Below are 26,325 nucleotides of genomic sequence, written 5' to 3'. Positions count from 1 at the left end.
TTACTGGACGCGAATCACGACCTGCGCCCGCGCATTGATCTTGCCCGGCGTGACGGTGCGGCCCGGGATCCTCTTGAGCGTCGCCTGCAGGCGTTTGGTGTAGTTCGTCACGCCGGCGGCGACGCCGGTGGCGGTCGCGCCGTCCAGCACCGGGTACCAGCCCGCGGCATTTCCGCTGCCGGTCACCATCGCGTTGCCGAGAAAGTTGAGCGGCGTGCCGTTGGCGAGCGCCAGCGAGACCCCCACGCCGGTGGCGACGCCCGGGTCCGTCCCGTAGCCATCGGACAGCAGAAACGTCGCCCCGCTGCCGGCAGTGGTCAGTCCCTGGGCAGCCGCGCTCTGGAAGTTGGCCGCCGGGACGAGCACGCCCATGGCGGTCTGCCCGGCATTGACCCCGCTCGCAAGTGCGGCCAGCCCCGTATTGGCCGGCGCCCCGGTCTGGCATTCGAACGTGATGTCGATCGGCATCTGCCGGGTGCCGCCGCCCTGCAGCTCCGCGACGGTCATCAGCGGGAAGCGGACATTCGGCGTCACGTTCGTCACCGCGCAGGTGGCCGACCGGCGCACCGTGAGGCGGTTGTACAGATTGATCGTGCCGGGCCAGGCGGCGTACCAGCCGTCGAAGTACGAACCCGAGTCGCGCCCGTCCAGCAGATTGTTCGACCAGCCCGGCCCCTTGAACGCGATGTAGGCCGCCGGCTGCGAATAGCCATAGAGACCCGAACCGGCGGAGCCGTACGTGTTGCTGACGCGAAAGAGTTCAACGCGCACATCGCTGAAGTTCTTGGCCTTGACCAGGATCTTGCCCTGGCCGTCCCGGTCCAGGTTTGTCAGCGGCCTGGACTGCCAGTAGCGGCTGAAGTAGTTGCCGGTGAGCGTGTGCGTGACGCGGATCACCATGTCCCGGATGTAGGTCCGGTAGGCCCCGGGCAAGCCGAAGCTCGCGCCGTCCTCGTAGCGTCCGCCATAGTCGTTGTCGCCATTGGTCGCGTAGAACTCGAAGAGGCTCCCCTCGTCCGCCGCATCGCAGCGGAACAGCACCTGCTCGGCGGTGTAGGCCTCGTTGCCCAGGGTGAGAAAGCTCGCGCTGCCACTGGCCAACAGGGTGCCGTCCGGCTGGAAGGTGCTGCTGTTGAGATTCACCGACGAGACCGAGAGCCCGCTGGCGCCGGCAGTGTCGAGCGAACCCGACCAGATGTTGTGCGTGCCATGGGCCGGATCGACGTAGTAGATCGAGTTGCTCGCATAGGCGACCCCGGGCGCATAGCTGATGCGGGTGCAGGTGGCCCATGCGGGCACGCAGAGGGTCAGCATCACGGCCAGCGTCCACCATGAACGCCCCCTGCGTCCACGGGCGGCGCGGACAAGTGCGGAAGTGGATGTCGGCGCCATGTTCGTCCTTTCAAGGCCCGGCCGACCGGCATGTCGCTTCGAAGCGATGCAGCAGTTCATCGGCCTTGGGGTCGATACTGAACGGGAAATCGCAGCGCTCCGACGGCGCATCACCCCACTTGACCGTCAGCACGCCTTGGGCCTCGCCGACCCGCGCGTAGACCTGACCGCCCTGCCCCACCATGCCGACGCTCACGCCATCGCTTCCCGTGACCGGCGCGCCCAGCGGCAGCGGTTTGCCGCTTTCGGTGCCCACGCGCGCCAGCAACGCATACCCGATGCGGGTGGCGAACTTGAGGTGGACCGCTGCGCCGGCCGATGGCGCGGTCCGCTGAAGACTCCCGTCGAGTTCGGCGTTGCGGTTGATGCCTTGCGTATCGAGCCCGACATCGTTGTAGCGGTACGGGGCGAGCGAAGGAATGACCGCGAAGCCGGCACCGTCCACCCGGGCGCCCAGCCCGTTGCGCACCGTGGCACCGCTGGCACCCGGCGCTTCGACCACCCCGAAGGTCTCGCTCAGGTAGGGCCCGGGTGTCAGACCGCCGGCATGGGCGACGAGCGCACCGCGCTCGCTGGCGCCCGCCTGCCAGAAGCCGGAGCCGCGCGAATAGCTGGCGCCGACGCTGGCGATGGACAACCGCTTCTGCAGATTGCCACTGACGCTCGTCGCCGACGACGACGTTCCGCCGGACTCGGCACCGTCGTAGGCGTCGTGCGTCGCGCTGATGCCGTAGCTGAGCGTCTGCGCCTCGTCCGCGACACCGGAGACCGAGGTCTGGTAGCTCGTGCCGCCACCGCTTCTGCGGACCACCGACGCCGACGCCGAAGCGGTGCGCGGCCCCGAGCCCAGCGGAATGGAGACGGTGAACATCACGACGTTGACGAGTCTCGAATCGATCGCCAGCACCGCCGGAGGTGCGTTGTTGGGGAATGCCGTTGCCGCCCTGTCCGTGCCGAAGAGCGCCCCGGTGCGTTGGCGCGTGATGTTGACGCCGTAGCTGACGGACCGGTACACGTTGCTGTAGCTGAGCTGGAACTGCGTGTCGCGGTCCTTCAGCCCGCCGTGGTAGTCGCTCACCGAGGCGGTGAGAAACAGTTGCCCAAAGCTGCCCAGGCTCTGGTTGACGTTGGCAACGATCTGGTTGCGCAGCAGGTACGTGGTCGACTGGAGAATGGTCAGGTTCGGCTGCGCAGCCAACGAAGCCAGCGCATCGGACATCTCCCGATAGCCTTGCGAATAGTTGTAGCCCGTCAGCGCGAAGCTGGTGCCCATCGGCTGAAACGACTGGCTGTACGACACGCCGATGCGCCAGCCGGTCAGGTTGCCATCGCCCGAGGGGCTCTTCGAAACCGCATAGGTCGCGTCGCTTCCCAACGCGCCGAACGAGGTTCCCCAGACCACCCCGCCGAGCAGGGCCTGGTAGTCGCTCGCGCCGCGCACGCCCAGGTTGGCCGTCAGTTCGTTCGACAGCCCATGCTGGTACACGCCCTCGCCGAAGACGGCGCGGCTGTCCTCGATGTTGCGCACGCGGCCCACGGTCGCTGCGTAGCGCGACGAGCCGGGCCGCATCGAGCCCGGAACCGCCGCGAAAGGCACCGTGAAAGTCGACACCCGGCCATCCGCCTCGGTGACCGTCACCTGCAGGTCGCCCTGGAAGCTCGTGGGGTACAGGTCTTCGATCGAGAACGGACCGGGGGCCACCGTCGTCTGGTAGATCTCGTTGCCCGCCTGCCGCACCGTCACGCGCGCATTCGTCGATGCGACGCCGCGCACCACCGGCGCGAAGCCTCGCTGGGAATCGGGCAGCATGCGCTCGTCCGTGGCGACCTGGACGCCCTCGAAGCCGACCGTGCTGAACAGGCGTCCGGTCGTGAAGCTCTGGCCGATGGTCAGTTCGCTGCCCCAGTCCGGCAGCGCCCGCTGGGCATAGGCGCGAATGGAGTTCCAGTGGCCTTCGCTGGTGTCGCGGCCCGCGAAATAGCTGTAGCTGGACTGCTGCCGGAAGCGCCACATGCCCAGGTTGGCGCCGAAGTTCATCCCGAGGAACATCGACTCGTTGGAAGTGCCCTGGCTGCTCGCGCGAAAGTAGTTGGCGTCGTAGTTGAGAAAACCGGCGGTGACGCCCGGATCGATGTCCGCCCGATCGACCGCGCCGCGGATCGTCCGTTTCATCAATGCCTGCGGGATCGACACGTCCAGCCGCAGCCGGGGAAGATCGAAACTCGTCCGCGCACCGGCAATGCTGCCGAGGGGCCGGCAGGTCTGCGAGGCATCATCCGCCGCCCCCTGCGCAGGCGCCGAGAAACTGGAGGGCAGCACACCGGCAGCCAACAGAAACGAAGTCTCGAGACACGGCGCCACCTCGTTGCCCTGCGCACGGAATTCCACGTTCTTGCGCGAACGGAACACACCGTTGACGAAGACGTCGACCTGGTACACGCCAGGATCGACCGTCTGGGCCCGGTTGAAGCGCTCGATGTCGCCGGCCCCGAGCGAAGAGCCCAGCAGGAAACGGCTGTCGAACTGGTAGGCCGCCGGCGCTTCAGGCTCCGCGGCCCGGGCCGAGGACGAGAACAGCGCAGTGCCGACCGCAGACCCGAAAAAAATGGCCGGCAGTGCTCGCATCAGGAGATCGGATTCGCGCCCTAGCGGCTGACGAGGAGTGGCGCCTCGGCGTTGATTTCGCCGCCGTAATCGTTGACAAAGACGAACTTGACGTTCCAGCCGTCGGTCGCGAGGTCTTCACCGCTCTTGATGCGCCATTCGAACGTGGACTTGGGCGCCACCATGTCCGGCTGGAGGGCGACGCCGGCGCGCCCAGCCTTGACGATCCGCGCATCGGTCAGGGACACGTGGAATGCCGAATCGTTCGTTGCCACGACCTTCCATTCGCTGCCCTCGCGGCTGAGTCCGAACCTGAGCTTTTCCGCCGCGCGCTCGGGCTCGCCCGCCACGCCGCTCGGGCGATAGAACAGCTTCACCCGATTGCGCAGCAGCAACAGCATCTTGTTGCGATCGGCCTGTGCCTGGTTCAGCGCGGGAATCTGTACCGCATTGATGAAGAAGACGGATTCGCGATCCTGCGGCAGGTCCTTGCCGGTGAAGATGAGACGGGCGGTTTGTCCCGCCTTGGGCTCCATGCGGAAAACGGGCGGCGTCACCACGAAGGGAGCATTCGCGGTCTCCGGCGTGGAGTTGGGATCGCCGCTGTCGACCCAGACCTGCACGACATTGGGAACATCGTCCTGGTTGGTGAACTGGATGCTCCGCTCCGGAGCGCCGCCCGGATAGATGACCCGCGTGCCGGTCATCACCACGCTGGCCAAAGAGGACGCGGCCGCGAATCCGGCCACGAAAAGCGACAGCAGCAAACGCAACTTGCGACTCATACGGATACCCCCTCCTGAGCGCAATGCCGATCGCCCTCCGGCGATCGGCAATCTTTCGCAGCCTACTGCAAATCCGCGTGAGTCGGGCTTCTCGCGTTGTCCTTGACAAGCTTCCCCGGGCCTGTCCGAGGCCCGGGGAGTTCCGCCTTACGGGTAGGTGACCGCGTATTGAACCGCGCTGACCACGCTGCCTGGCGTCGCTGCGCCTTCGGCGAAGTAACGCACCGCGAATTGATGCGAAGCGGTGGTTTCGTTCGCCGCCACGACCAGGCCCGGGGCCGAATAACCGCCGGTCAGATTGAACGGCGTCCCGGCCTGCGGATCGAGCAGTTGCAGGCTCACGTTCGAGGCCGTGCCGGTGTTCGCGAGATTGCCGCTGCCGGTCACCGTGTTCGGCATGAAGGTCGTGTTGATGGCCTGCGCCGAGGCTTTGGTCGCGCAACCGCTCACGGAGACGGTGAATTGGGTTTCACCGGCCGATTTGCCCAGCGCGTTGAGTTCGGACTGGCTGACCGTCGGCAACAGGACGACCGGATTGCTCGAATTGCCGTTGACCGCGACCGAGCAGGTCTGCGCGGCGACTTCGCCCTGGAAGGTGATGGTGTTCGCGCTTTGAGCGAAGGCGAAGAACGGGGTGGCTACGAGGGCTGCGAAGAGAATAGACTTTTTCATGGAAATACCTTTTAAATTTAAATGTTGAACGTTTGAATTTGATGGCTCGATTTTGAAATTTCGAGCCGTCGAACAAAAGGAAAAAATCCACAAATTAATTATTCTTGTCTTTGCGATGTCTTCCCGCCTCGGTTTCGTTTGAAATCAATATTTATTGATCAACTCAACCATGGACTCAAGTTTAAATAAATGACCAAACCGAATGAATAAGAACTGTCTCAAAATAGAGAAATGTCTCTATGTATGACGAGAACATTCCCAGAGAAAGCGAACGCGGCCGCGCGCCCCTCAAGGGCGGCAGCCGACGCAATGGACTGAGCAGGAACGCGTGACCCTGCAGTCGCCCCGAAGGGCGACGGCATGGCCGGATCAATCGCTGGGTGAGGGAGCGGGCGGCGTCAGCCGACCCACTTGCGCGCGTTGCGCCAGATCCGCATCCACGGGCTGAGCGCGCTTCGGTCGCCCGAGGTCCAGCTCATCTGGATGTTGCGGAAAACGCGCTCCGGGTGCGGCATGAGCGCGGTGAAGCGGCCATCGGGCGTCGTGACCGAAGTCAGGCCGCCTGCGCTGCCGTTGGGGTTGAAGGGGTAGCGCTCGGTAGGCTGACCGTGGTTGTCCACGTAGCGCATTGCCGCGATCGCCTTGGCCGGGTCGCCGCGATGGCGGAAGTTGGCGTAGCCCTCGCCGTGCGCGACCGCGATCGGCAGGCGGCTGCCGGCCATGCCAGCAAAGAAGAGGCTCGGCGAATCAAGCACCTCGACCATCGACAGGCGGGCCTCGAAACGCTCGCTCTGGTTGGTGGTGAAGCGCGGCCAGGCTTCGGCGCCCGGAATGATGTCCGCCAGCTCGGCAAACATCTGGCAGCCATTGCACACGCCCAGGCCGAAGGTGTCGCTGCGGCCAAAGAAGGCCTTGAACTGCTCCGCCAGGCGCGGGTTGAAGGTGATGCTCCGCGCCCAGCCGATGCCGGCGCCGAGCGTGTCGCCGTAGCTGAAGCCGCCGCAGGCGACGACGCCCTTGAAGTCGGCCAGGTCCGCCCTGCCCGTCTGCAGATCGGTCATGTGGACGTCGAAGGCCTCGAAGCCGGCCTCGGTGAAGGCGTAGGCCATTTCGACGTGCGAATTGACGCCTTGCTCGCGCAGGATCGCAACCTTGGGGCGCGCGAGATTCAGGTACGGCGCGGCAACGTTTTCCTCGACGCCTGCGGTCAGATGCACATGCATGCCGGGGTCCTGCGGATCACCCGCCGCCGCGTGCTCGGCGTCGGCGCAGGCGGGGTTGTCGCGCTCGCGGCAGATCTTCCAGCTCACCGAATCCCAGACCTGGTGCAGGTCGCTGAGGCTCGCGCTGAAGACCGACTTCGCATCGCGCCACACCTCGACCTTGCCCTTGCCGGCGTCCATCGACGAGCTCTCGGGCCGGGTCTTGCCGACGAAGTGGCTGTGCGCGCTCAGGCCGTGCGCGCGCAGGGTCTGCATGACGTCGTTGCGGTCCGCGGTGCGCACCTGCAGCAGCATGCCGAGCTCTTCGTTGAAGAGCGCCTTGAGCGTGAGCTCCTCGCGCCGTGCGCTGACCTGTCCGGCCCAGTTCTTGGCATCGCCGTACTCGGCGCGGCTGTCGCTGATGCCGTCGCCCTCGGTGACCAGCATGTCGACATTGAGCGCAACCCCGACCTGGCCCGCGAAAGCCATTTCGCACGCTGCAGCGAACAGGCCGCCGTCGCTCCGGTCGTGCATCGCGAGGATCTTGCCCTCCGCGCGCAGGGCGTTGACTGCGCTCACCAGCTTCACGAGATCCTGCGGATCGTCGAGATCAGGCACGGCGTCGCCGCTCTGCTCCAGCGTCTGGGCCAGGATGCTGCCGGCCATGCGGAGCTTGCCGCGGCCGAGGTCGATGAGCACCAGCGTGCTGTCCGGCTCGGCGGCGTCGAGTTGCGGCGTGAGCGTGCCGCGCACGTCGGCCAGCGTTACGAAGGCGCTGACGATCAGGCTGACCGGCGAAGTCACCTTCTTGTCGGTGCCGCCGTCGTTCCATTGCGTGCGCATGGACAGCGAATCCTTGCCGACCGGGATCGAAATGCCGAGCGCCGGGCAGAGTTCGAGGCCGACCGCCTTCACGGTTTCATAGAGCGCCGCGTCTTCGCCGGGCTCGCCACAGGCAGCCATCCAGTTGGCAGAGAGCTTGACGCGCGACAGCTCGATCGGCGCGGCCAGCAGGTTCGTGATCGCCTCGGCCACCGCCATGCGGCCGGAAGCCGGCGCGTCGAGCGCCGCCAGCGGCGTGCGCTCGCCCATGCTCATCGCCTCGCCGGCGAAACCTCTGTAGTCGGCCAGCGTGACCGCGCAATCGGCCACCGGCACCTGCCACGGTCCGACCATCTGGTCGCGGTGGCTGAGCCCGCCGACCGTGCGGTCGCCGATCGTGACCAGGAAGCGCTTCGAAGCCACGGTCGGGTGCGAAAGCACGTCGATCGCGGCCTTCTGCAGGTCGACGCCGGTCAGGTCGAGCGGCTGGAACCGGCGCGCGATCGACTTCACATCGCGCAGCATCTTCGGCGGCTTGCCGAGCAGCACGTCCATCGGCATGTCGACCGGCTGGTCCTCGGCACCCTCGTCGGCCAGCAGCAGCCGGCGCTCGTCGGTGGCAACGCCGACGACGGCAAACGGGCAGCGCTCACGCTCGCAGAAGCCGCGGAACAGGTCGAGCGACTCGGGCGCGATCGCAAGCACATAGCGCTCCTGGCTCTCGTTGCACCAGATTTCCTTGGGCGCCATGCCGGACTCTTCGAGCGGCACCGCGCGCAAGTCGAAGCGTGCGCCGCGGCCGGCGTCGTTGGTGATCTCGGGGAACGCGTTGCTCAGGCCGCCCGCGCCGACGTCGTGGATCGCGAGGATCGGGTTGGCTTCGCCCTGCTGCCAGCAGTGGTTGATGACTTCCTGCGCACGGCGCTCGATCTCGGGGTTCCCGCGCTGGACGGAGTCGAAGTCGAGCTCGGCCGCATTCGCGCCGGTCGCCATAGAGCTGGCGGCGCTGCCGCCCATGCCGATGCGCATGCCTGGACCGCCGAGCTGGACCAGCAGCGTGCCGGCCGGGAACAGGATCTTCTTCGTCTGCCCGGCGTCGATGCTGCCCAGGCCACCGGCGATCATGATCGGCTTGTGGTAGCCGCGCTGCACGGTGTCGACGTCGCTCGCCGCGGTCTGTTCGTATTCGCGGAAATAGCCCAGCAGGTTGGGACGGCCGAATTCGTTGTTGAAGGCGGCGCCGCCGAGCGGCCCCTCGGTCATGATCTGCAGCGGGCTGGCGATGTGCCCGGGCTTGCCGTAGCTGCCCTCCTTCGGCCAGAGCTTCGAGACGGTGAAGCCGGTCAGGCCCGCCTTGGGCTTGGAGCCGCGCCCAGTGGCGCCTTCGTCGCGGATCTCGCCGCCGGCGCCAGTCGATGCGCCGGGGAACGGGGAAATCGCCGTCGGGTGGTTGTGCGTCTCGACCTTCATGAGCACATGGTGGGTCGCGTCGGTCTTGCCATAGCGGGCCGAACCGGCCGCCGCCACGAAGCGCTCGACCGGATGGCCTTCCATGATCGAGGCGTTGTCCGCATAGGCCACGATGGTGTGCTGCGGGTTCTGGCGCTCGGTGTGCCGGATCATCGAGAACAGGCTCTGCGGCTGCGGCTGGCCATCGATGATGAAGTCGGCGTTGAAGATCTTGTGGCGGCAGTGCTCGCTGTTGGCCTGCGCGAACATCATCAGCTCGACGTCGCTCGGGTTGCGGCCCAGCTTGGTGAAAGCGTCGACGAGGTAGTCGATCTCGTCCTCGGCCAGCGCAAGGCCGAAGGTCCTGTTGGCTTCGACCAGGGCTGCGCGGCCGCCACCCTGCACGTCGACGTGGGCCATCGGCTGCGGCGGGAGCTCGGCGAAGAGGCCGGCCGCCTCGTCGAGCCGCGGCAGCACGGACTCGGTCATCCGGTCATGGAGAAGCGCCGCGACGGCAGCGAACCTGTCGCCATCGAGCGAGGCGGACTTGCCGAGCGCCTTGTCCAGGAGCGGCGCCTTGAGCGTCAGGTGGTATTCCGTGACCCGCTCGACCCGGTGCAAGGCCAGCCCGCAGTTGTGGACGATGTCGGTGGCCTTGGATGCCCAGGGCGACACGGTGCCCAGGCGCGGCGTGACCACGACGGTCGGGCCAGTCTTCGCCGGCGCGACGAAGGGCTCGCCATAGCCCAGGAGCGCCGAAAACTGCTCACGGGCCGCCGCGTCCGGCGCCTTGTCTGTGCTGACCAGGTGCACGAACCGGGCGCTGACGCCCTCGATGCGGGGCTCCACGGCCTGGAGCTTCGGCAGCAGTTGCCGGGCCCGGAAGTCGCTGAGTGCGCTGCCGCCCTCGAAGAAGGTCACCACATGGGCGGGATGGGAAGACGGGTTCACGGGCAACGTCACGTTCGGGTTGGCCGGCTGGCCGGATTGAGGATGAAGAATGCGTAGAGGGCGGCAGCCGCTGACTGGGGCCATCCGCGCGAACCCTGAATTTTAGGCCACCGCCGGGCCGCTCCCAAGGTGGCCGCAGCCCCTCGGGGGCCGCGAGGACACGAAGTGCCGAGCACCGGGGCAATATTGAGGTGTCAATGGGATAATTCCGGCCCATGAGCATTACCTACAAAGACGCCGAAGGCGTGGCCGGGATGCGCGTGGCGTGCCGCCTCGCATCCGAAGTGCTGGACTACCTGACCCCCCACATGAAGCCCGGCGTCACCACCAACGAGATCGACAAGCTCGCCCACGACTACATCACGCAGGTCCAGGGCGCGATCCCCGCGCCGCTGAACTACATGGGCGCGAGCAGCGTGCCCTATCCGAAGTCGATCTGCACCTCGGTCAACCACGTGGTCTGCCACGGCATCCCGAACGACAAGCCGCTCAAGAAGGGCGACATCGTCAACCTCGACATCACGGTCATCAAGGACGGCTGGCACGGCGACACCAGCCGCATGTTCATCGTCGGCGACGCCTCGATCGCGGCCAAGCGCCTGTGCGCAATGACGTACGAAGCCATGTGGCACGGCATCGTGAAGGTCAAGCCGGGTGTCCACCTCGGGGACATCGGCCATGCGATCCAGCGCTTTGCCGAAGGCAACGGCTTCTCGGTGGTGCGCGAGTTCTGCGGCCACGGGATCGGGCGCGGATTCCACGAGGAGCCGCAGGTGCTGCACTACGGCCGTCCCGGCACCCTCGAAGAACTCAAGCCCGGCATGACCTTCACCATCGAGCCGATGATCAACGCCGGCAAGCGCGAGATCAAGGAAGACGCCAAGGGCGGCCAGTACGACGGCTGGACGATCGTCACGCGCGACCATTCGCTGTCCGCGCAGTGGGAACACACCGTGCTGGTCACCGAGACCGGCTACGAGGTGCTCACGCTGTCGGCCGGAAGCCCGCCGCCCCCCGCCTTCGTGACCGACGCGGCTTGACACCGCGCGTGCTCTTCAGGGGAGCCATGATGGACATCCCATCGCTGCGCGACGCCTATCGGACGCACAAGCTGGCGCTGTTCGACCAGCTCCGCAGCGCCCGCGCCCCGACGCGCAGCGTCCACACCGTGCTGCGCCAGCTCGCTGCGCTGGCGGACGAGACGCTGACCGCCCTCTGGACCGATGCAGACTTCGGCAACGAGGCCGCCCTCGTGGCGGTCGGCGGGTTCGGGCGGGGCGAGCTCTTCCCCTACTCCGACGTCGACGTGCTGCTGCTGCTTCCCGAGGGAGGCGCCCAGATCGAACCCGCACGCGTCGAGGCCTTCATCGGCCGCTGCTGGGACGCCGGCCTGGAGATCGGCTCCAGCGTGCGGACCGTCTCCGAGTGCCTGGCCGAGGCGGCAAAGGACGTGACCGTCCAGACGTCGCTGCTGGAATCGCGCCTGATCGCCGGCGACAAGAAGCTCTACGCGGGCTTCCGCAAGCGCTTCCTCGCGGCCATCGATCCACAGGCCTTCTTCACGGCCAAGACGCAGGAGATGCGTCACCGCCACCAGAAGTTCGAGAACACGCCCTACGCCCTGGAGCCCAACTGCAAGGAATCGCCCGGAGGCCTGCGCGATCTGCAGATCATCCTGTGGGCGACCAAGGCGGCCGGGTTCGGCAAACGCTGGGACGACCTCGCGAAGAACGGTCTCGCCACCACCTTCGAAGTGCAGCAGATCAAGCGCAACGAGGCCTTGCTCAGCCTGATCCGCGCCCGCCTGCACGTGACCGCGAACCGCCGCGAGGACCGGCTGGTGTTCGACCTGCAGACCGCCGTCGCGGCGACCTTCGGCTACGTGGGCGAATCGCAGCGCAAGGCCAGCGAGGCGCTGATGCGGCGCTATTACTGGGCCGCCAAGGCGGTGTCGCAACTCAACCAGATCCTGCTGCTCAACATTGCCGACCGGCTGCAGCCGCAGGCCGACCAGCCCACGCCGATCAACGAACGCTTCTTCGAAAAGGGCGGAATGATCGAGGTCGCGAGCGACGACCTCTACCTCAAGGAGCCGCACGCGATCCTCGAGACGTTCCTGCTCTACCAGAAGACGATCGGCGTCACGGGCCTGTCGGCCCGCACGCTGCGCGCGCTCTACAACGCGCGGCACGTGATGGACAGCAAGTTCCGCAACGACCCGGAGAACCACAAGACCTTCATGCGGATGCTGCTGCAACCGCGCGGCATCACGCACGCGCTGCGGCTCATGAACCAGACCTCGGTGCTGGGTCGCTACCTGCGCGTGTTCCGCAGCATCGTGGGGCAAATGCAGCACGACCTGTTCCACGTCTACACGGTGGACCAGCACATCCTGATGGTGCTGCGCAATGTGCGGCGCTTCTTCATCGCGGAGCATGCGCATGAATACCCCGGCTGCTCCCAGCTGGCGGCAGGATGGGACAAGCCCTGGATCCTCTATATCGCAGCGCTCTTCCACGACATCGCCAAGGGCCGCGGCGGCGACCATTCGACGCTGGGCGCGCGCGATGTGCGGCGCTTCTGCCGCCAGCACGAGATCGCCCGCGAAGACGCCAAGCTGATCGAATTCCTTGTCGCCGAACATCTGGTGATGAGCCAGGTCGCGCAGAAGCAGGACCTCGGCGATCCGGAGGTGATCGGCGCTTTCGCGAAGCGCGTGGGCAACGAGCGCTACCTGACTGCCCTCTACCTGCTCACCGTGGCCGACATCCGCGGCACCTCGCCGCGCGTGTGGAATGCGTGGAAGGGCAAGCTGCTCGAAGACCTCTACCGCTTCACCCTGCGCGCATTGGGCGGACGCATGCCCGATCCGGGTGCCGAGATCGAAGCGCGCAAGCGCGACGCGATCGCGCAACTCGCGCTCCATGCCGAGCCCCTCGATGCGCACAAGGCGCTGTGGGACACGCTCGACGTGAGCTACTTCATGCGCCACGATCCTTCCGAAATCGCATGGCACGCGCGGCAGCTCTCCTACCATGTGCCGCCCGCGGGTGTTCCGGTCGACCTGCACCGGCCGCCGATCGTGCGCGCGCGGATCTCTCCGGTGGGCGAAGGCCTGCAGGTAGCCGTCTACACGCCCGACCAGCCGGACCTGTTCGTGCGCATCTGCGGCTACTTCGACCAGGCGTCGTTCAGCATCCTCGACGCCAAGGTGTACACGACGAGCAACGGCTTCGCGCTGGACACCTTCCAGGTCATCACGACCTTCATCCCGGAGCACTACCGCGACCTCATCAACATGGTCGAGGCCGGCCTCGCCAAGGCCCTGAGCGAAGCCGGGCCGCTGCCAACGCCGAGCAAGGGCCGCGTGTCGCGGCGGGTGCGCAGCTTCCCAATCAAGCCGCGCGTCAGCCTGCTGCCGGACGAAAAGGCACAGCGCTGGCTGCTCAACATCTCCGCGAGCGACCGCGCGGGGCTGCTCTACTCGGTGGCGCGGGTGCTGGCACGGCATCACCTGAACCTGCAGCTCGCCAAGGTCACCACGCTCGGCGAACGCGTGGAAGACACCTTCCTGATCAGCGGGCCCGAACTGCAGGGCCAGCGCGCTCAGGCGGCGATCGAAACCGAGCTGCTGGACGCGCTCGCGGCATGAATGAAGCCCACCCCCAGCCTCGCCCACTGCGTGTGGCTCGGACACCCCCTTGCAGGGGGCAACCCCGGCGGCCCGGCAAAGCCGGTTCCGCGGGGTTCCTCGCCTCGGCTGTGTCGGTTTCAGGCGTCGCGGGTCGCGCGACAGCGTGGTGGAAAACTAGTACGAGGCGCCGATCTTGGATGCCGCCCCGCTGCGCCTGAACCCCGGTGACGACCTTCGCGCCGCGCTCGATGCGGCCCGCGCAACGCACGGATGCGAAGCCGCATTCGTCGTGGCAGGCATCGGCAGCCTGAGCGCCGCGCGTCTGCGCCTTGCCGGCGCCGAGGAACCGCAATCGTTGGACGGCGACCTGGAGATCCTGACGCTCTGCGGAACGCTCTCCGCCGATGGCTCGCATCTGCACATGAGCATCGCGGACGCAGACGGGCAGGTGCTCGGCGGCCATGTCGCACCGGGCTGCATCGTCCGCACGACGGCCGAACTGCTGGTTGCGTGGCTGCCCGAATGGCGCTTCAGCCGCGAGCCGGACGCGCTCACCGGCTATGCCGAACTGGTGATCCGCAAGGCCTGATCAGGGCTCCGGCTGCACGTGTCCCGCAGCGAGCCGTCGCTCCAGCCAGGCGCTGTAGCGGGACAGTCCGAAGCACAGCACCCAGTACACCAGCGCGATGAACAGGTAGCCCTCCAGGTAAAACGGGCGCCAGGTTGGATCACCCCCAAGCGCGAGGCCCAGGGCACCGGTGAGCTCGAACAACCCGACGACGGTGACCAGCGAGGTGTCTTTCAGGGTGCCAACCACGCTGTTGGTCAGTGCGGGGACGACCAGCCGCAGGGCCTGCGGCAGCACGATGTCGCGCTGCACAGGCCAGCGGCCGAAACCGAGCGCCATCGCCACTTCGGTCTGGCCGCGCGGCACGGCCTGGAGGCCGCCGCGGATGATCTCCGCCAGATAGGCCGCGACGAACAGCGACAGTCCTGCCAGCACGCGCAGCAGCACATCGGGCTGCCAACCCGCCGGCCAGAGCAGCGGCAACAGGAACGAGGCCATGAACAGCACCGAGATCAACGGCACGCCGCGCACCAGCTCGATGTAGGTGGCGCAGAGCGTCCGCATCACCGGCCATTGCGAACGCCTGCCCAGTGCCAGCGCCAGCGAAAGCGGAAACGCCAGGGCCAGGCCGACCACCGCGAGCCCGATGGTCAGCGGCAGGCCGCCCCAGCGGTTCGTCGGCACGGATTCGAGTCCCAGCACGCCGCCGCGCATCAGCACCAGGAAGAACACGAGCGAAACCAGCCACACAGGCAAGAGCCACCACCGCCAAGTGCGCGGCCACGCGCTCAGCATCGTGGTGAGCGACAGCACGACCACCGCGACCGCCGGCCGCCATTGGTCTTCATACGGATAGCGGCCGAACAGGATCGGCCGCCATTTCTCGGCGATCACGCCCCAGCACGCGCCGTGCGGCACGGCGCGGCACGCTTGTGCGTCGGGCCGGAACACCGCGTGGATCACCGCCCAGTCGAGGAGGTAGTAGCCGCCCCAGGCGAACACCGCCACCAGCACGACGGTGAACACCGCCCGCAGCGGCGAACCCCACAGCTCCTTGCGCCATTCGATGGGAGAACGTGCCGCCCCGATCAACGCCATCCCCTCAGCGCGACACGCGCGTTGTAGCGGTTCATCGCGGCCGAAATGAGCAACGAAAGCCCGAGGTACACCGCCATGATCACCGCGATGCACTCGAAGGCGCGCCCGGTCGAGTTGAGCGACGTGTTGGCCACCGACACCAGTTCCGGATAGCCGACCGCCACCGCGAGCGAGGAATTCTTGGTCAGGCTCAGCAACTGGTTCGTGAGCGCCGGGACGATCACCCGCAGCGCCTGCGGCAGCACCACGATGCGAAGCTGCTGCACCGGCGAAAGACCCAGCGCCTGTGCCGCGAGCTTCTGGCCCTGCGACACCGAGGTGATCCCCGCACGCACGATCTCCGCGACGAAAGCCGCGGTGTAGAGGCCCAGTGCGATCACCACCGCAAGGTATTCCGGGCTCAACGCCGCGCCGCCGCTGACGTTGAAGCTGCCGCGCTCGGGCCACTCGAAATGGCTCGGCCAGAAGCTGCCCTCGTCTCCGACCGGCCATGGCATCGACAGGCCACCCTTGCTGAGCCAGAAACCGTCCATCAGCTCGATCGGCTCGGTCGAGTCCGGCAGCAGTTGCGTCAGCGCGAAGTACAGCATCAGCAACTGGACCAGCAGCGGGACGTTGCGCACCACCTGGACATAGAGCCCGCAAAGTGCGCGCACCAGAACGTGCGGCGCCAGCCGGCCGATGCCCAGCAACGTGCCGAGAACGACCGCCATCGCTGCGGCCGGGATCGCCGCCCGGATGGTGTTGATCAGCCCGGCGAGAAACGCACGCCAGAATGGCTGGCCCGAACTGAAGTCCAGCCAGCCCTCGGAGATCTCGAAGCCGGCCGGCTGCAGCAGAAAGTCGAAGCCCGAACGTACGCCTCGTGCGCGCAGCACTTCCAGCGCATGGTTCACGAGCCAGAAGACGCCGCCGACGACCGCCGCGATCAGCAGTGCCTGCGCCATCCAGGCGACCCACGTGGCGCGTCGCCCGCTGGCCGCCGGACGGCTCATCGGACGGGAAGCCCGTACATCTGACCGCCCTTGTTCCAGAGGTTGTTCGTGCCGCGCGGCAGCTTCAGCACGGACTTCGGCCCGACATTGCGCTCGAAGATTTCGCCGTAGTTGCCCACGGCCTTGATCGCGCGGTACGACCAGTCCTTGTCCAGGCCCAGGAGCTTGCCGAGGTCATCGCCGGTGCCGACCAGGCGCATCTGGGCCGGATCCTTGCTGTTGGCCTTCAGGTCGTCGACGTTGGCCTGCGTGACGCCGAACTCCTCGGCCTCGATGAGCGCATTGGGCACCCACTTGACGATGGCGAACCACTCGTCGTCGCCGCGGCGCACCAGGGGGGCCAGCGGCTCCTTGGAGATCAGCTCGGGCAGGATGACGAAGTCGTCGGGGTTCGGCGCTTCCTTGTTGCGCAGGCCCGCGAGCGCGGAGGTGTCGGTCGTGAAGGCCTGGCAACGGCCGGCGAAGAAGGCCTTGAACGAGGCCTCGAAGCTCTCGAACACGACCGTCTTCACCGGGATGTTCTGCGCCTTGAAGTAGTCGGCGACGTTCTTCTCGTTGGTGGTGCCGGCCTGCGTGCAGATGGTGGCGTTCTTGAGCTGCCTGGCGCTCGTCACCTTGAGCTTCTTGGGCACCAGGAAGCCCTGGCCGTCGAAGTAGGTGATGGTCGTGAAGTGGAAGCCGAGCGACGCGTCGCGCGTGAGCGTCCAGGTGGTGTTGCGCGCGAGGATGTCGATCTCGCCGGCCTGCAGCGCCGAGAAGCGCTGCTGCGAATTGAGCGGCACGAACTCCACCTTCTTGCCGTCGCCGAGCACCGCAGCGGCCACCGCGCGGCAGGTGTCTACGTCCAAGCCCGACCAGTTGCCCTGCGTGTCGGGCGCGGAGAAACCGGCCACCCCGTTCGTCACGCCGCACTTGACGGTGCCGCGCTGCTTCACCGCATCGAGCGTCTTGCCTGCAAACGCCGGTGTGGCGGCGAAGGCCAGGACGGCGGCCACGGAAGCCAGCATGGGACGGAAAGCCTTGTTCATTCGGAACCCCTCTTGATTTGTCGTGTCGGAATTGACGGCAGCGGGCAGTTTACGAGGGCTCGCGAACATCTGCCAAAGAACCGCGAGTTGGCAGCACATGCGATTTCAGCGTGGCCACATCGACCACAATCTGGCCCTTGTTTCAACTCACTCGAAGAAGAGGATTACTCGACCATGATTCGTTCCGATGACACCGGCAAGTTCGTTCTGCGCGTCACCCTCGGCTCCCTGATCCTGCTGCATGGCATTGCCAAGCTCGCCGGCGGCGGCGTTGGCGGCATCGCGAACATGCTGAGCTCGCACGGCATTCCCGGCGCGGTGGCCTATCTGGTCTATGTGGGAGAGATACTCGCACCCGTGCTGCTGATCGCCGGCATCTACACACGGGCGGCGGCGTGGGTCGTCGCCATCAACATGGTCTTCGCGATCTGGCTGGTGCACACGGGCCAGGTCTGGGACCTCGGCAAGAGCGGCGGCTGGGCCCTCGAACTGCAGGGCATGTACCTCTTCGGCGCGATCGCCTGCGCCTTTCTCGGCGCAGGCCGCTTCAGCGTCGGCGGCACCGGCGGCCGCTACAACTGAGCTTCAGTCGTCTTCGCCGGCATCGAGGCCTGGAAACAGGACCTCGGTGAAGCCGAAGCGCGAGAAATCGCGCACCCGCATCGGGTAGAGCTTGCCCAGCAGGTGGTCCACCTCGTGCTGGACCACACGGGCATGGAAGCCGCTCACGGTGCGGTCGATCGGATCGCCGTAAGGGTCGAAGCCGGTGTAGCGGATGTTGGCGAAGCGCGGCACCACGCCGCGCAGGCCGGGCACCGAAAGACAGCCCTCCCAGCCTTCTTCTTCCTCGTCGCCGATCGGCGTGATCACGGGATTCACGAGCACCGTGCGCGGCACGATCGGCGCGTCCGGATAGCGGGGGTTGACCGTGTCGGTCCCGAAGATCACCACCTGCAGGTCGACCCCGATCTGCGGCGCGGCCAGCCCGGCGCCGTTGACCGCGTGCATGGTCTCGAACATGTCCCGCACCAGGAGGTGCAGTTCGTCGGTGTCGAAGTCGGCGACCGGCTGCGCAACGCGCAGCAGCCGGGGGTCGCCCATTTTCAGGATTTCGCGGATGGCCATGAGTGCAGTCTTGATTTGCCGAACCGGCCCCGACTAAGGTCGACTCTCATCAGAGGTCGGCACAGCGGCCGGAGCTTGCGATGACGCGGCATCTGGGGAAGGCTGGAGCAGCGTACGGGTGTTGAGATAGACGGTTGGCCCCCAGTAATACGGATAGAAGTAAGCCGTGTCGTAGGACTGCCAGAACATAACGTGGCTCTTCTCGGTCGAATTGGGTGGCAGCGCCACACAACCCCCGAGAAGAATCATCCCGATCGTGGCAAGCGCGTTGCCGCCCATGCGAATACTCTTCATGAAAACTCCCTGTCGGCCGGCACGGACATCGTGTTCGGCGCGCCCGACACTATACGGAGTCAGACGCGGCCTCTTCGCACCCAGCCCGCGCCGCCGCGATACGGTCCGTAGTATCCGGCGTGCCCCCAGTAGGGATACCCGTGAGGCCGCCAGTAACCACCGCGGTACCCCCCGTAGTAGCCATAGGACCCGCTGAGGTAGATCGACGGCCACCCGTAGTACGGGTAGGGATAGTAGGAATAGGAATAGGGATAGGCGTAGGCTGGCTGCGAATACACGACGCCGCCGTTGTAGTAGGAGCCCGCGGGGACCGCCACGCAGCCGCCAAGCACGATGGCGCCACAGGCCGCAAGACTTGCCGCAAGAAGACGAACTTCGCTCATGACGCACTCCTGGTCGATACGCTTGTGCTCAACGCCGGCAGCGGGCCAATGTTGACACGGACCGGCGCCGGACCATGTAAAGCCGGCCCCCGTGAGGCTTTGAGCCAGCCGGTCAGAGTCCGTTCCGCAGGATCTCCAGCATGCCCGCCTCGTCGACCACCGCCACGCCCAGGTCGCGCGCCTTGTCGAGCTTGCTCCCCGCCTCGGCGCCGGCGACCACGTAGTCGGTCTTCTTGCTGACGGAGCCGGCGACTTTCGCGCCGGCGGCCTCCAGCATGTCCTTGGCTTCGTCGCGGCTCAACGTCGGCAGCGTCCCGGTCAGCACGAAGGTCTTGCCCGCCAGCGGCTTGGGCGCGCGTGCTTCCGGCTCGGTTTCTTCCCAGTGCACGCCAGCGGCGCGAAGCTGCTCGACCACCTCGCGGTTGTGCGGCTGGCCGAAGAACGTGTGCAGGCTCTGCGCGACCACCGGGCCGACGTCGTTGACTTCGAGCAGCTGCTCCTCGGTCGCATCCATGATCGCGTCGAGCTTGCCGAAATGCCGCGCGAGGTCCTTCGCGGTGCTTTCGCCGATGTGCCGGATTCCAAGGCCGAAGAGGAAGCGCGGCAAGGTGGTCTTCTTCGAAGACTCCAGCGCGTCGATGAGGTTCTTGGCCGATTTCTCGGCCATGCGGTCGAGGCCGGCGAGCGTCACGAGGCCCAGCTTGTAGAGATCGGGCAGCGTCCGGATCAGGTTGCCGTCGACCATCTGTTCGACCAGCTTGTCGCCGAGGCCTTCGATATCGAGCGCACGGCGCTGGGCGTAGTGCAGGATCGCCTCCTTGCGCTGCGCGCCGCAGAAGAGCCCGCCGGTGCACCGGTAGTCGACTTCGCCCTCTTCCCGCACCGCATCGGAATCGCAGACCGGGCACTTGTGCGGCATCGTGAAGACAGGGCCGCGCTCGCTGTCGGGGCGCTGCGCGCTTTCAGGCACCACGCCGACCACTTCGGGAATGACGTCACCTGCACGCCGAACGATCACGGTGTCGCCCACGCGCACATCCTTGCGCCGGGCCTCGTCCTCGTTGTGCAACGTGGCGTTGGTCACCGTGACGCCGCCCACGAACACCGGCGCGAGCTTGGCGACCGGCGTGAGCTTGCCGGTGCGGCCCACCTGCACCTCGATGCCGAGCACCTGCGTGAGCTGTTCCTGCGCCGGGTACTTGTGAGCGACCGCCCAGCGCGGCTCGCGCGAGACGAAGCCGAGCTGCCGCTGCAGTTCCAGGCTGTCGACCTTGTAGACCACGCCGTCGATGTCGTAGGGCAAGGCATCGCGCTGACGCCCGGTCGTCTCGTGGAAGGCGATCAACTCAAGCGCCCCACGCGCGCGCGCCGTCTGCCGGGCAACCGGAAAGCCCCAGGCGCCAAACTGCTGCAGCCAATCGAACTGGGTGGCGTACGCCGGGCCGCCCTGCTCTGCCGGCGTCACCTCACCGAGCCCATAGGCGAAGAAGCTCAGCGGCCGATCCGCGGCAATCGCCGGGTCGAGCTGGCGAACAGCGCCGGCAGCCGCGTTGCGCGGATTGACGAACACCTTCTCGTTCTTCTGGCCAGCGGCGATCTTCTGGCGCTGCCGTTCGTTGAGCGACTCGAAATCGTCGCGGCGCATGTAGATCTCGCCCCGCACTTCCACCACCGGCGGGATCTTCGAAGGCTCGCCCTGCAGCCGCAGGGGAATCTGCTGCACCGTGCGGATGTTCTGCGTGACCTCTTCGCCGATCTCGCCGTCGCCGCGCGTGGCCGCCTGCACCAGCACGCCGTTTTCGTAGCGAAGGTTGATCGCCAGGCCGTCGAACTTGAGTTCGCACACGTATTCGACCTGCGGCCCGTCTTCCGCAAGGCCCAGTTCCCGACGCACCCGTGCGTCGAAGGCGCTGGCGCCGGCCGGCGTGATGTCGGTCTCGGTGCGGATGGACAGCATCGGCACCTTGTGGCGCACCTTGGTGAAGCCTTCGAGCGGCTTGCCACCGACGCGCTGGGTCGGCGAGTCGGGTGTGCGCAGTTCGGGGTATTCGGCCTCGAGCGCCTGGAGGCGCTGGAAGAGCCTGTCGTACTCCGCGTCCGGGATTTCCGGCGCATCGAGCACGTAATAGAGGTGCGAGTGGCGATGGAGCTGTTCGCTCAATGCAGCGGCTTCGCGGGCCGCGTCGTCGCGCGTCGTCATGCGGGTCTCCCGAAGAGCGGCGTCAACTGAACAGACGACGTGCCAGCGGCGAACCCGCCGACAGGTCACGCGCGTCAAGGGTGTCGTAAAGCTGTTCGAGATCGACGCCGATCGCGTCCATGGTCTCGCCGCGCAGCAGCTGGCCGTCGCTGTCGGTCACGATACCGTCCATGTCGTGCGCCAGGGCCGAAGCGGCATTGCGCATCCGCTCGAAGGGCTTTTCCTCGCGGTCGACCTGCGGCACGTCGAGGCTGATCGACAGCTGGCGGATCGCCGATTGCGCCGGATCGTCGGCCAGCGCGGCCTGCGTGTCGAACGACAGACCGAGAATCGGCGGCAGGCCCAGTTCGGCCGCCGGCAGCACCATGCGCCCCGGGATCATGCCCGGCACGAACCCCAGGCGCGAGGCGTTCTGCTGAACGTAGCCGGGACTCCACGCCGCGTGCCGCGCGCGCAGCACGAAACTCAGCTGCGCGTCATGCGAGCTGGCGAACTGGTCGAGCTCGCGCGCCCGGGCGACTTCGTCAAGCATTTCCGGAAACTCCAGTGCGCCGTTCACCGCATCCGCAAAGGCCTGCGCCTTGACGACGAATTCCGAGTACTCGATCTCGTTGAGTGCACCGGTGCGATTGGCGAGCTGCACGCCGACCTGGAAAGCGCTGTAGCGCTGGCCCGGCACCGCAGGTTCCCACGCGCCCGTGTGTTCGTTGAGTCCCTCGACCGCCACCGGCTTGCTGCCGGCCCGGCGCGTGGCCGGCATGGCGGCAATCGCCGCGTCACCCGAAGCCAGCCCTTCGAGGGAGATCGGCGCGATCACGTCGATCAGCGGATCGAGGCCCCCGCGGCGCTCGGCCGATGGCACGGGCAGCGCGCTCGGTGCGGGGAGCGCCGGGTCGAACAGCGGTTCGTGCCGCTCGGTGCCGGCAGCACGGTGCGGATCGACGTGGAGAACCGGCTCGCGGTCTTCCTGCGGCGCGTCGTCCTCCGCCTCGGGAGGCTGCGTGTTCCGCGCGTCCGGCTGACGCGGGGCGTTGCGGTGCGAGGTCCATGCGTTGTAGCCCACCACCGCGGCCAGGGTAAGCCCGCCGAGGATGGCGAGCGCGACAGTCAGGCTGCTCATTGGACTGCCCTCGCGCAGCGGCGCTTCGGGATTCGCCTTGGGGCGACCCGGCGGCTCATGCAGCCTCGACCATCGAAACGGCCGACTCCATGTCCACCGCGACGATCCGCGAGACACCCTGTTCCTGCATCGTCACGCCGATGAGCTGCTCGGCCATTTCCATCGCGATCTTGTTGTGGCTGATGAAGAGGAACTGGGTCTCACGGCTCATGGACGTCACGAGTTTGGCGTAACGCTCGGTGTTGGCATCGTCGAGCGGCGCATCCACTTCGTCCAGCAGGCAGAACGGTGCCGGGTTGAGCTGGAAGATCGCGAACACGAGTGCAATGGCCGTGAGCGCCTTTTCGCCGCCCGAAAGCAGGTGAATGGTCTGGTTCTTCTTGCCTGGCGGCTGCGCCATGACCTGCACGCCGGAGTCGAGGATCTCGTCGCCGGTCATCATGAGCTTGGCGTTGCCGCCGCCGAACAGCTCCGGGAACATCCGGCTGAAGTGCTCGTTGACGGTCTTGAAGGTGCCGCCGAGCAGCTCGCGCGTCTCGCCGTCGATCTTGCGGATCGCGTCTTCGAGCGTGCCGATGGCCTCGTTGAGGTCGGCCGACTGCGAGTCGAGGAAGGTCTTGCGCTCGCGCGCCACCGCGAGTTCGTCGAGGGCCGCGAGGTTGACCGCCCCGAGCGCGACCACTTCACGGTTGAGCCGGTCGATCTCGCCTTGCAGGCCGGCGAGACGTACCTTGTCGGTTTCGATCGACTGCGCGATCGCTTCGAGGTCGGCCTGGGCATCGGCCAGCAACTGCTGGTACTGCTCGAAGCCCAGGCGCGCTGCCTGCTCCTTGAGCTGGAACTCGGTGATGCGCTGGCGAAGCGGATCGAGTCCGCGTTCGAGCTGGAGCCGGCGCTCGTCGCTCGCGCGCAGCTTGAGCGTGAGGTCGTCGTACTGGCTGCGCGCCGCGCCCAGCGCGGCCTCGCGTTCGAGCTTGACCGACAGGGCGTCCTGCAGGCCGGCTTGCGCTGCGGCATCCGACAGACGCCCCAGTTCGGCGCGCGCGCGTTCGTCTTCATCGGCAAGCGAGGTGGTCTGCTGCGAAGCCGTCTCGATGGCGCGGCTGAGTTCGGCGCGGCGGGCTTCGAGCGTCCGCTGCGCGAAGGTGGCTTCCTGCGCCTGGCGTTCGAGGCTGCGGTGCTGTTCGCGACTCGCTGCGAGCACACGTCCAGCTTCGATCACGCGTTCGTCGAGCTGCGCGTGGCGCTCCTGGCTGTCGGCGAGCTGCATGTCGAGCTCTTCGAAGCGCGACTCGGCCGTAATGCGGCGTTCCTGCAGTTCTTCGAGCTGCGCGGTGACTTCGCCGAGATCGCTCGAGAGCTGCTCGCTGCGCGCGCGGGTCTGTTCGGCCAGCTGCGTGAGGCGCAGGGTCTCGACCTGCAGTTCATGCGCACGCGATTGCGTGTCGGCCGCCTCGCGGCGCGCGGTGACGAGCCGTTGCGCCGCATCGGCATACGCCGCTTCGGCGCGTGAGAGCGCAGTGCGCGACTCTTCCGCGATCAGCGTCTGCGCGCGCAGCTGGCGCTCCAGGTTTTCCATTTCCTGCTGGCGCGCGAGCAGGCCGGCCTGCTCGGAATCCTGCGCATAGAAGCTCACGCTGTGCGCAGTGACCGCATGGCCGCTCTTGACGTAGATGACCTGCCCGGCCTTGAGCTGCTCGCGCTGCGCCAGCGCCTCCTCGAGCGTCTGTGCGGTGAAGCAGCCGTGCAGCCACTCTTCGAGCAGTGCCTGCTGACCGGCGTCGCTGAGGCGAAGCAGTGCAGCAAGCCTTGGCAATGCGCCCTCGCCCTGCGGCGCGGCGGCCGATGGCGGCGTATAGAAAGCGAGCTTGGCCGGCGGCGCGTCGTTTCCGAAAGCGCGCACCATGTCGAGCCGGCTGACTTCGAGCGCGCCAAGGCGCTCGCGAAGCGCGGCTTCGAGGGCGTTTTCCCAGCCCTGCTCGATGTGGATGCGGCTCCACAGGCCGTGCAGGCTTTCGAGTCCGTGCTTGGCGAGCCAGGGCGCAAGCTTGCCGTCGGTCTTGACCTTTTCCTGCAGCGCCTTCAGCGCCTCGAGGCGTGCCGCGAGTTCCGCATGCCGCGCGCCTTCGGTGTTCACCGTCTGCTGGCGGTTGCGGCGGTCCTCGTCGAGTTGCGGGACGGAATCCTGCAGCTCGTGCAGGCGCGCTTCGGCTTCCGCAGAGGCTTCCTGCGCGGCGGCGAGTTGCTCCTGCATGTCTTGCAGACGCGCTTCGTCGGGCGCGGCAAGCGCGTTCTGGTCGCTGCGCAGCCGCTCGGCACGCTGGTTGAGCTGGCGGCTTTGCTCTTCGATATTTCGCTGGTCGGCGGCCAGCACCTGGATCTGCTGCTGCACCTGCGCGACCGCGGCGCGCTGCGCATTGGCCTCGTTCTGTGCGCGCTGCTGCGCGTCTTCCAGTTCGGGCATGCGCGCATCGTGCTCTTCGAGCTGGGCGGCGAGCAGCTCGGCCTGCTCTTCGGCGTTCACACCTTGTCCGGCGAGGGTTTCGATCTCGGCTTCGGCGTCTTCGCGACGCGCATTCCATTGCGCGATCTGCTCGCGCAACTGCACGAGGCGCTGCTCGACGCGCTGGCGTCCTTCGACCACGAAGCGGATCTCGCCCTCGAGTCGGCCCACCTCGGCGCTGGCTTCGTACAGCTTTCCTTGCGCCTGGTTCACCTGGTCGCCCGACGCATAGTGCGCCTGGCGGATGGTTTCGAGCTCCGCCTCGACGTGGCGCAGGTCGGCGGTGCGTGATTCGAGGTCGTTGAGCGCCTTTTCGGCGTCGAGCCTGATGCGGGTCTGGTCCGAGTCGCTTTCGCCGCGCTTCAGGAACCAGAGCTGGTGCTGCTTGCGCGTGGCATCGGCTTGCAGCGTGTTGTAGCGCGCGGCGACCTCAGCCTGCTTCTCGAGCTTCTCGAGGTTGCTGTTGAGCTCGCGCAGGATGTCTTCGACACGGGTGAGATTCTCGCGCGTGTCGCCGAGACGGTTCTCGGTCTCGCGACGGCGTTCCTTGTACTTGGAGACGCCCGCAGCCTCTTCGAGAAAGAGGCGCAACTCTTCGGGCTTGGATTCGATGATCCGGCTGATCGTCCCCTGGCCGATGATCGCGTAGGCGCGCGGGCCGAGGCCGGTGCCGAGGAACACGTCCTGCACGTCGCGGCGGCGCACCGGCTGGTTGTTGATGTAGTAGCTCGAATTGCCGTCACGGGTCAGCACGCGCTTGACCGCGATCTCGGCGAACTGCGACCACTGGCCGCCGGCGCGGTGGTCGGCGTTGTCGAAGACCAGTTCGACGCTCGAACGGCTCGCCTGCTTGCGCGTGGTCGTGCCGTTGAAGATCACGTCCTGCATCGACTCGCCACGCAGCTCGGACGCGCGCGATTCGCCGAGCACCCAGCGCACCGCGTCCATGATGTTCGACTTGCCGCAGCCGTTGGGGCCGACGACGCCGACGAGCTGGCCGGGAAGCAGAAAATTCGTGGGTTCGGCGAACGACTTGAAGCCGGACAGCTTGATGGAGTTAAGACGCACGACAGGTCGGCCCTATGCCAAGGTGTTGATTTATAAGGGAAATTTCACTGGCCGGCACCCGCGGGCGCGGCCGCCACCCGAGGCCGGGATGATAACGTGCGGGCCATGCGTGCCCCGTCCCGCTTGCCCCTCGATTTCCCTCTTCGTCCGACGTCTTGCCTGGCTGCCCCTGACCTGCGCGAGATCTCGCTCTGGCTCATCAGCTCCAAGGATGGTCCGGATGGACAACCGCTGCTGCTTGCGACTGAAATCAGCGACCGGGGCCGGAACCTGCTGGTCGATCGCGAACTGTCGAAAGTGGTCGCGCGACTCGATCTGCTCGCCGCGCAGGCCGACGAGAAATACCGTCGGGCCGCGCTGGACTTCAGTCAGAACTGGATTCTCGGAAACCTCGGTCCGTTCTTCTCGATGTTGCCCAGGAACTAGGAGGT

General features: G+C 66.8%; 19 protein-coding genes. 5 read left to right on the top strand and 14 right to left on the bottom strand.

Going from position 1 to position 26,325, the window contains the following annotated elements:
- The 5 genes from BLW05_RS01060 to purL all read right to left on the bottom strand — a co-directional run bounded on the left by BLW05_RS01060 (position 1) and on the right by purL (position 9,962).
- Positions 1-1,392: a fimbrial protein gene (locus BLW05_RS01060; protein ID WP_093158604.1), complete on the bottom strand. Its 1,392-nt coding sequence runs from the start codon at positions 1,390-1,392 to the stop codon at positions 1-3.
- Between the two features lie 10 nt (positions 1,393-1,402).
- Entirely contained in the window at positions 1,403-4,018 is a 2,616-nt protein-coding gene (locus tag BLW05_RS01055; protein WP_093158602.1) for a fimbria/pilus outer membrane usher protein, read from the bottom strand.
- 20 nt (positions 4,019-4,038) lie between these two features.
- Entirely contained in the window at positions 4,039-4,782 is a 744-nt protein-coding gene (locus BLW05_RS01050) for a fimbrial biogenesis chaperone (protein ID WP_093158599.1), read from the bottom strand.
- Positions 4,783-4,929: 147 nt separating this feature from the next.
- Positions 4,930-5,454 carry a fimbrial protein gene (locus BLW05_RS01045; protein ID WP_093158597.1) on the bottom strand — a complete coding sequence of 175 codons (525 nt, stop codon included), beginning with the start codon at positions 5,452-5,454 and terminating at the stop codon, positions 4,930-4,932.
- A gap of 398 nt (positions 5,455-5,852) precedes the next feature.
- Positions 5,853-9,962 (bottom strand): phosphoribosylformylglycinamidine synthase, encoded by a 4,110-nt coding sequence (gene purL, locus BLW05_RS01040; protein WP_093158595.1) that lies wholly within the window; start codon positions 9,960-9,962, stop codon positions 5,853-5,855.
- 131 nt (positions 9,963-10,093) lie between these two features.
- Between purL and map the strand changes: the two genes are divergently transcribed.
- The 3 genes from map (at position 10,094) to BLW05_RS01025 (ending at position 14,101) form a co-directional block, all read left to right on the top strand.
- Positions 10,094-10,918, top strand: a complete 825-nt coding sequence (map, locus tag BLW05_RS01035; RefSeq protein ID WP_093158593.1) for a type I methionyl aminopeptidase — start codon at positions 10,094-10,096, stop codon at positions 10,916-10,918.
- Positions 10,919-10,944: 26 nt separating this feature from the next.
- Positions 10,945-13,530, top strand: a complete 2,586-nt coding sequence (locus tag BLW05_RS01030; protein ID WP_093158590.1) for a [protein-PII] uridylyltransferase — start codon at positions 10,945-10,947, stop codon at positions 13,528-13,530.
- A 175-nt stretch (positions 13,531-13,705) separates the two neighbouring features.
- Complete coding sequence (locus tag BLW05_RS01025; protein ID WP_093158588.1) at positions 13,706-14,101, top strand: PPC domain-containing DNA-binding protein; 396 nt, start codon at positions 13,706-13,708, stop codon at positions 14,099-14,101.
- On the opposite strand, the gene BLW05_RS01020 is transcribed toward BLW05_RS01025, so the two are convergent.
- Genes BLW05_RS01020 through BLW05_RS01010 form a run of 3 tightly spaced genes read right to left on the bottom strand, consistent with a single transcriptional unit; the run spans position 14,102 to position 17,201 of the window.
- Entirely contained in the window at positions 14,102-15,178 is a 1,077-nt protein-coding gene (locus tag BLW05_RS01020) for an amino acid ABC transporter permease (protein ID WP_256329951.1), read from the bottom strand.
- The gene (locus tag BLW05_RS01015) at positions 15,169-16,173 is read right to left on the bottom strand and encodes an amino acid ABC transporter permease (RefSeq protein ID WP_093158584.1); all 1,005 of its coding nucleotides are present in this window, start codon (positions 16,171-16,173) and stop codon (positions 15,169-15,171) included. Before BLW05_RS01015 ends, BLW05_RS01020 begins: the two co-directional genes overlap by 10 nt.
- Complete coding sequence (locus BLW05_RS01010; protein ID WP_093158581.1) at positions 16,170-17,201, bottom strand: amino acid ABC transporter substrate-binding protein; 1,032 nt, start codon at positions 17,199-17,201, stop codon at positions 16,170-16,172. The genes BLW05_RS01015 and BLW05_RS01010 overlap by 4 nt, the downstream gene beginning before the upstream one ends.
- Before the next feature lie 174 nt (positions 17,202-17,375).
- On the opposite strand from BLW05_RS01010, the gene BLW05_RS01005 reads away from it, so the two are divergent.
- Positions 17,376-17,783 (top strand): DoxX family protein, encoded by a 408-nt coding sequence (locus BLW05_RS01005; protein WP_093158579.1) that lies wholly within the window; start codon positions 17,376-17,378, stop codon positions 17,781-17,783.
- Positions 17,784-17,786: 3 nt separating this feature from the next.
- On the opposite strand, the gene def is transcribed toward BLW05_RS01005, so the two are convergent.
- From def to smc, 6 genes are all read right to left on the bottom strand, one after another.
- On the bottom strand, positions 17,787-18,326 hold the full coding sequence (def, locus tag BLW05_RS01000; protein ID WP_093158576.1) for a peptide deformylase: 540 nt from the start codon (positions 18,324-18,326) through the stop codon (positions 17,787-17,789).
- Positions 18,327-18,359: 33 nt separating this feature from the next.
- Positions 18,360-18,620 carry a hypothetical protein gene (locus BLW05_RS00995; protein WP_143044753.1) on the bottom strand — a complete coding sequence of 87 codons (261 nt, stop codon included), beginning with the start codon at positions 18,618-18,620 and terminating at the stop codon, positions 18,360-18,362.
- Positions 18,621-18,679: 59 nt separating this feature from the next.
- Positions 18,680-19,003, bottom strand: a complete 324-nt coding sequence (locus tag BLW05_RS00990) for a hypothetical protein (protein WP_093158571.1) — start codon at positions 19,001-19,003, stop codon at positions 18,680-18,682.
- 112 nt (positions 19,004-19,115) lie between these two features.
- Positions 19,116-21,203 carry an NAD-dependent DNA ligase LigA gene (ligA, locus tag BLW05_RS00985; protein WP_093158568.1) on the bottom strand — a complete coding sequence of 696 codons (2,088 nt, stop codon included), beginning with the start codon at positions 21,201-21,203 and terminating at the stop codon, positions 19,116-19,118.
- Between the two features lie 22 nt (positions 21,204-21,225).
- Positions 21,226-22,323: a cell division protein ZipA C-terminal FtsZ-binding domain-containing protein gene (locus BLW05_RS00980; RefSeq protein WP_093158566.1), complete on the bottom strand. Its 1,098-nt coding sequence runs from the start codon at positions 22,321-22,323 to the stop codon at positions 21,226-21,228.
- Positions 22,324-22,378: 55 nt separating this feature from the next.
- A complete protein-coding gene (gene smc, locus BLW05_RS00975) occupies positions 22,379-25,894 on the bottom strand; it encodes a chromosome segregation protein SMC (protein WP_093158563.1) in 3,516 nt (1,171 codons plus the stop codon).
- 96 nt (positions 25,895-25,990) lie between these two features.
- Here smc and BLW05_RS00970 point away from each other — a divergent pair, with 96 nt between their 5' ends.
- On the top strand, positions 25,991-26,320 hold the full coding sequence (locus tag BLW05_RS00970; protein WP_256329948.1) for a hypothetical protein: 330 nt from the start codon (positions 25,991-25,993) through the stop codon (positions 26,318-26,320).
- The last annotated feature ends 5 nt before the right edge of the window (positions 26,321-26,325 follow it).

Source organism: Variovorax sp. YR216, assembly GCF_900107745.1.
In the GTDB taxonomy this organism is placed as follows: domain Bacteria; phylum Pseudomonadota; class Gammaproteobacteria; order Burkholderiales; family Burkholderiaceae_C; genus Variovorax.
The sequence above is the reverse complement of the archived record's forward strand: the minus strand, read 5'-3'. Positions and strand labels throughout refer to the sequence as shown.

Bases quoted from the DNA above. Each gene is read 5' to 3' on its own strand.
- ligA (WP_093158568.1), bottom strand. From the start codon at position 21,203: ATGACGACGCGCGACGACGCGGCCCGCGAAGCCGCTGCATTGAGCGAA.
- BLW05_RS01015 (WP_093158584.1), bottom strand. From the start codon at position 16,173: ATGAGCCGTCCGGCGGCCAGCGGGCGACGCGCCACGTGGGTCGCCTGG.
- BLW05_RS00980 (WP_093158566.1), bottom strand. From the start codon at position 22,323: ATGAGCAGCCTGACTGTCGCGCTCGCCATCCTCGGCGGGCTTACCCTG.
- BLW05_RS00990 (WP_093158571.1), bottom strand. From the start codon at position 19,003: ATGAGCGAAGTTCGTCTTCTTGCGGCAAGTCTTGCGGCCTGTGGCGCC.
- purL (WP_093158595.1), bottom strand. From the start codon at position 9,962: ATGGCCCCAGTCAGCGGCTGCCGCCCTCTACGCATTCTTCATCCTCAA.
- BLW05_RS01005 (WP_093158579.1), top strand. From the start codon at position 17,376: ATGATTCGTTCCGATGACACCGGCAAGTTCGTTCTGCGCGTCACCCTC.
- BLW05_RS01060 (WP_093158604.1), bottom strand. From the start codon at position 1,392: ATGGCGCCGACATCCACTTCCGCACTTGTCCGCGCCGCCCGTGGACGC.
- BLW05_RS00995 (WP_143044753.1), bottom strand. From the start codon at position 18,620: ATGAAGAGTATTCGCATGGGCGGCAACGCGCTTGCCACGATCGGGATG.
- BLW05_RS01010 (WP_093158581.1), bottom strand. From the start codon at position 17,201: ATGAACAAGGCTTTCCGTCCCATGCTGGCTTCCGTGGCCGCCGTCCTG.
- map (WP_093158593.1), top strand. From the start codon at position 10,094: ATGAGCATTACCTACAAAGACGCCGAAGGCGTGGCCGGGATGCGCGTG.
- BLW05_RS01030 (WP_093158590.1), top strand. From the start codon at position 10,945: ATGATGGACATCCCATCGCTGCGCGACGCCTATCGGACGCACAAGCTG.
- BLW05_RS01050 (WP_093158599.1), bottom strand. From the start codon at position 4,782: ATGAGTCGCAAGTTGCGTTTGCTGCTGTCGCTTTTCGTGGCCGGATTC.
- BLW05_RS01020 (WP_256329951.1), bottom strand. From the start codon at position 15,178: ATGGCGTTGATCGGGGCGGCACGTTCTCCCATCGAATGGCGCAAGGAG.
- BLW05_RS01045 (WP_093158597.1), bottom strand. From the start codon at position 5,454: ATGAAAAAGTCTATTCTCTTCGCAGCCCTCGTAGCCACCCCGTTCTTC.
- BLW05_RS01055 (WP_093158602.1), bottom strand. From the start codon at position 4,018: ATGCGAGCACTGCCGGCCATTTTTTTCGGGTCTGCGGTCGGCACTGCG.
- def (WP_093158576.1), bottom strand. From the start codon at position 18,326: ATGGCCATCCGCGAAATCCTGAAAATGGGCGACCCCCGGCTGCTGCGC.